Source organism: Syntrophales bacterium, from assembly GCA_030018935.1.
Classification (GTDB): domain Bacteria; phylum Desulfobacterota; class Syntrophia; order Syntrophales; family CG2-30-49-12; genus CG2-30-49-12.
Genome location: JASEGZ010000076.1, coordinates 1 through 4,717 on the forward strand (window position 1 = coordinate 1; position 4,717 = coordinate 4,717).

Annotated in this window: 3 protein-coding genes and 1 tRNA gene; 3 read left to right on the plus strand and 1 reads right to left on the minus strand. The window is 45.6% G+C overall.

Going from position 1 to position 4,717, the window contains the following annotated elements; all coding sequences use genetic code 11:
• Positions 1–171: 171 nt before the first annotated feature.
• Positions 172–260: transfer RNA gene (locus QMD03_09835), tRNA-Leu, on the minus strand.
• Between the two features lie 106 nt (positions 261–366).
• On the opposite strand from QMD03_09835, the gene QMD03_09840 reads away from it, so the two are divergent.
• From QMD03_09840 to QMD03_09850, 3 genes are all read left to right on the plus strand, one after another.
• Positions 367–1,701 carry an amidohydrolase gene (locus QMD03_09840; protein ID MDI6777512.1) on the plus strand — a complete coding sequence of 445 codons (1,335 nt, stop codon included), beginning with the start codon at positions 367–369 and terminating at the stop codon, positions 1,699–1,701.
• Between the two features lie 54 nt (positions 1,702–1,755).
• Positions 1,756–3,321: a mucoidy inhibitor MuiA family protein gene (locus tag QMD03_09845; protein ID MDI6777513.1), complete on the plus strand. Its 1,566-nt coding sequence runs from the start codon at positions 1,756–1,758 to the stop codon at positions 3,319–3,321.
• Positions 3,322–3,855: 534 nt separating this feature from the next.
• Positions 3,856–4,717: capsule assembly Wzi family protein (locus QMD03_09850; protein MDI6777514.1), on the plus strand; the 862-nt coding region annotated here is incomplete at its 3' end.

Genomic DNA, 4,717 nt, shown 5'->3' on the forward strand with positions numbered 1-4,717 from the left:
GTAAAAGTCTAAGTTGACATAAATCAAACTCTAAATTCTAACATCTAAATCCTAAACAAATCCAAAATTCGAATGACCAAAATGTTTGGAACATTTGAATTTAGGGTTTCGGATTTAGGATTTTTCATCTTATCTACTTATTATTGTCGTTGACTATATATTTTCAAATTATGGTGCCTGGGGCGGGAATCGAACCCGCACACTCTCAGAGGAGCGAGGGATTTTAAGTCCCTTGCGTCTACCAATTCCGCCACCCAGGCTGCAATTGCGTAATGCTAAGTTTATATTATTTCTAAAAATATGTGTCAAGATTTTAAATGAGTGGTATAAAGAGGCAATAACATTCCAAAAAGGAGATGCTGGAAAATGAGGGAAGTGGACAGAATTGTTTCCGGGGGAAGGATCATGCTGATGGACGAAAGGGGGACGATGATTCAAGAGGGAGCAATTGCCATAAAGGGAGAGGAGATCATTGCTATCGGGGAAAGGAAAGTAATCGCTAGCCAGTATGTTTCTAAGGAAGTTACTGACGCACGGAATTGCCTGATCATGCCGGGTCTCATTAACGGTCATACCCACGCCGCCATGACCTGTTTCCGGGGTATCGCAGATGATCTCCCGTTGATGGACTGGCTAAACCATTACATATTTCCCGCGGAGGCAAAAAATGTCAATAAAGAGCTGACTTACTGGGGAAGTCTGCTGGCATGTGCGGAGATGATCAGGTCCGGGACGACCACCTTTTGCGATATGTATATCTTTGAAGATGAGACGGCCAGGGCAGCCAAACAGGCCGGGATGAGGTGTTTTCTCGGGGAAGTCCTCTTTGATTTCCCCTCTCCCAATGTTAAAACACCCGCGGAGGGATTGGCATATACCCGGATGCTGCTGGAAAAATGGGCGGATGACCCGCTGATCAATATTATCGTTGAACCCCATGCGCTATATACCTGTTCCGCTTCCCTTCTCATTGATGCGAAGGCCCTGGCCGACAGGTATAATGTCCCTCTTGCCGTCCATCTTCTTGAAGATCGGTCAGAAGCAGAACAATTACACGAGAAATTAGGGAAGAAGGCCATATCTTTTCTGAAAGATATCGGCTGCCTTAATGAACGCCTGATAGCCTTTCACTGCGTCTGTATGGATGAGGAAGATATCCGCATATTTGCCGATCATGGTTGTAAGGTAGTTCATACTCCGGAGAGTAATATGAAGCTTGCCTCAGGGGTAGCCCCTGTACCCGACATGATCAAGGCCGGTATTGTCGTGGGATTAGGAACGGATGGTTGTGCCAGCAATAACAATCTCGATATGTTTCAGGAGATGGATACAACTGCCAAACTACATAAGGTGGCCAGACTTGACCCGACATTGATGGATGCGGAAACGGTTATCCAGATGGCAACCCGTAAGGGGGCCATGGTCCTTGGCGTGGAAAACCTTGTGGGTTGCCTCCAGGTTGGCATGAAGGCAGACATTATCATCATTAACTTGAACAAACCCCATCTTACGCCGATATATAACGAATGTTCCCATCTTGTCTATACAATTGGCGGGGCTGACGTGGATACCGTTTTAATCAATGGAAAAGTGGTCATGCAAAACCGCCGGCTTTTAACGATTGATGAAGAGGGAGTTATGGAAAAAGTAAGAGAAATTGCTGCCCGGGTAAAAAGGAGCCTTGATTTGAACCTTAAGTAGGGATAAGAAAGATTCGTTAATAAAAACATGCATCCCCCCCTGCGAGGAAAAGAGATGATTAAGCATTATACATGGATACGGACAGCAGCAATCGCTATTATTTTATGCCTTTACCCTTTCGTTGCCGGGGCTGTGCCCAGAGAAGTTACCCTCTTTCCAGGTTCTGCCCGGATACTTGAGGTCACGAAAGTGCATCTCCAGCCAGAGGACAAGAATTTACAAAGAGCCGTTTTCTTCCTTCCCGATCAGGCTGATCCAAATTCGCTTGTTACCCGATTGACGCAAGAAGCAGGGCTGAGAATCGAAGATCAGACATGGCGGCAAGTTGCCCGTCATGATGAGGAGAAAATTAAAGAATTACGCAAACAGATCCAGTTCCTTAAAGCTGGAAGAAATACACTTCAAGCCGCCATCTTCTCTCTCGAGACCCAGATTCAGTTCTGGCAATCTCAGACCAAGGCGAAAATGAAGACTATTCCCGATGCCTTCAACATGGCTTCGGCAATTGGCAAAAACATCCAGAAGGCGTACCAGGGCAAGCTGTCTTCTGAGCCGGAACTTGAGAGGCTTAATAAACAGATCAAAGATATGGAGGATGAACTAAACCGGATTGTGGGGGAAAAGGAAACTCGCTGGGAGGTAACCGTCCTCTTTTCCGGCTCTAAAGCACAGGAAGCGTTGCTGACGTATACCTATTCCATGTCCGGCTGCGGGTGGCTGCCCCTGTACCGTCTTGACGCCCGGCCACAGGAAAGGCGAATATTGTTTTTCTGGGAGGCGGAGATCTGGCAAAGTTCAGGCCAGGACTGGAACGGGGTAAACATAAGCATTGCCACGCTCCAGCCTGCATCATCGTCCACACCACCTGAGCTGCCCCCCTGGATCATCAAGCCACGTCCCGAGATCAGGCTCAAGGGCGGGCGACAGAACGATAAAGCAGAGGCCTCGCCGGCATTTTCAGAAGCGGATAACCTGACAGAGACCCTCCCATCTGTACCACGCCAGATCAGGCAAAGCACTTTTTCTCTCTGGCAGTTAGGTAAGAAGAATATACCGGCAGGATCACGGCAACGGGTAAAAATCCAGGAGGACGCATGGCCTGCCGACTTCACCCACCTGATGAGACCCAGCCTGAGTGTCCAGGCCTTTGTCAGGGCCTCCGTCAATCTGCCGGAGCCGATGGAGATCCCCCGGGGAGAGGCCACATTCATGGTAGACGGAGCCATTCTCGGAAAGCGGAAATTTTCCTTCGCCGGACAGGAAGGAACATTCTTTTTTGGCGTGGACCCGCTTGTTACAGCCCATTTACTTTTAGTGTCTAAAAAATCGGGGGAAAAGACATTTTTAGAAGATAAACAGACTTACAAATGGGATTGGCGTATTGATGTTCAGAATGCCAGGACATCTCCTGTCAGAGTTCGCATCGAGGACCCTTGCCCACAGGCCCGTGACGAAAGGATTAAACTGTCTCTCCAGCATGAACCTCCTCCCTCTGAACAAGACCCGGCAACACGGACCTGGTCCTTCGACCTGCCGGCGGGACAGAAGAAGTCCATCCTCACCACCATCGTCCTCACCGCCCCCAGAGATATGAACCTGGACCTCGGATGGAGACATTGATGTATTCTTTTCTCAAATTTTTCTTGACACACAACTTACTTTTCCTTACACTTCCTGAACAAAAAATGGGGTTCCTGGTATAATCGGGGCTGGCTCTAAAGGATTCAAGCACTCGCATGGAAGAAGATAACAAGGATAAAGATCAAATAGATTAGTATCGTTCAAAAGGTTGGGCAAAATTTTCTTGCAGCATATTCTATGTTAGAGAATGATGAGTGCAAATCTTCTATGGAGTTATCCACATCCGCGGCCGCAGCTTAGGAATAGCAAGGGCGGACGCGGTTGTGGATAACTCCATTAAACGAAGTCTCAACAGAAAGAAAAAGGCATTTGTTGTTACCATAAAAAGGAGTTTGCCCCAACTTTTGAACGTTACCAAGATATTTGAAATTTTTCCAATTCAGAGAATCCAGAATCCAGGAGTCAGAAGTCAGAATGAAACATTCATGTCGTATGGCGACACAAAGGACAATGAAAAGACAATTCCTGCTCGTTTTGTTCGTGGCTCAAGGCATTTGTAATACACATAACTATATGATGATAATAAAAATTTTAATTTTCTTTTTGATCATCGTCCTACCTATCCCGGCACTTTCTGAAACATCGGTAAATGTTGATTTAGATAGTTGGGTTTACCCCGCCCTGGAAAGACTGGCTTCTTCTGGATTAATAGAGAGCGGATCAATGAATACAAAGCCATTAACCAGAATTGAGGTTGCAAGATTATTTGGCGAAGCAATCCGTTCTATAGATGGGGAAAAGCCACCGGTGTCTTTAGACGAAATAAATAAATATCTCTTAAAGAAGGCCAAAAAGAATTTTAAAGATGAATTAGCAATTTTAGGAGTAATAGATGCTGTTAAGGTAGAGACATTCATTAAACCAATAGATGAAATAAGCCTTAGATACGATTTCCTGGATGGAGAATACAATTTATATAATGATGAAGGGATTAAACATGGCGACAAGAACAACCTCTTTCTTGAGTTTTCAGGTCGAACCAAGTTTTTTAATATTATATCTCTCTATTATCAACCCATAGTTAAGTACTATCAAAACCCGGGTAACAACGAGGAGAATACCGAGTTTAATTTAGAAAAGGGTTATGCAAAGCTGAACCTTGGCAATATTGAGTTTGAAATAGGGCGGGATTCAATGTGGTGGGGGCCTGGATACCATGGTTCTCTGCTGATGACCAATAATGCCGAGCCATTTGATATGGTGAAGATTTCTAATCCTACACCGATTCTATTACCCTGGATATTCAGATACCTGGGGCCATTCAAGGTAGCATTTATGCTATCCCGACTCGAAGAGGACAGACCAATCCCCGAACCATACCTATATGGATTAAGGTTAAATATCAAACCCCTTCCAACCTTCGAACTGGGGATGA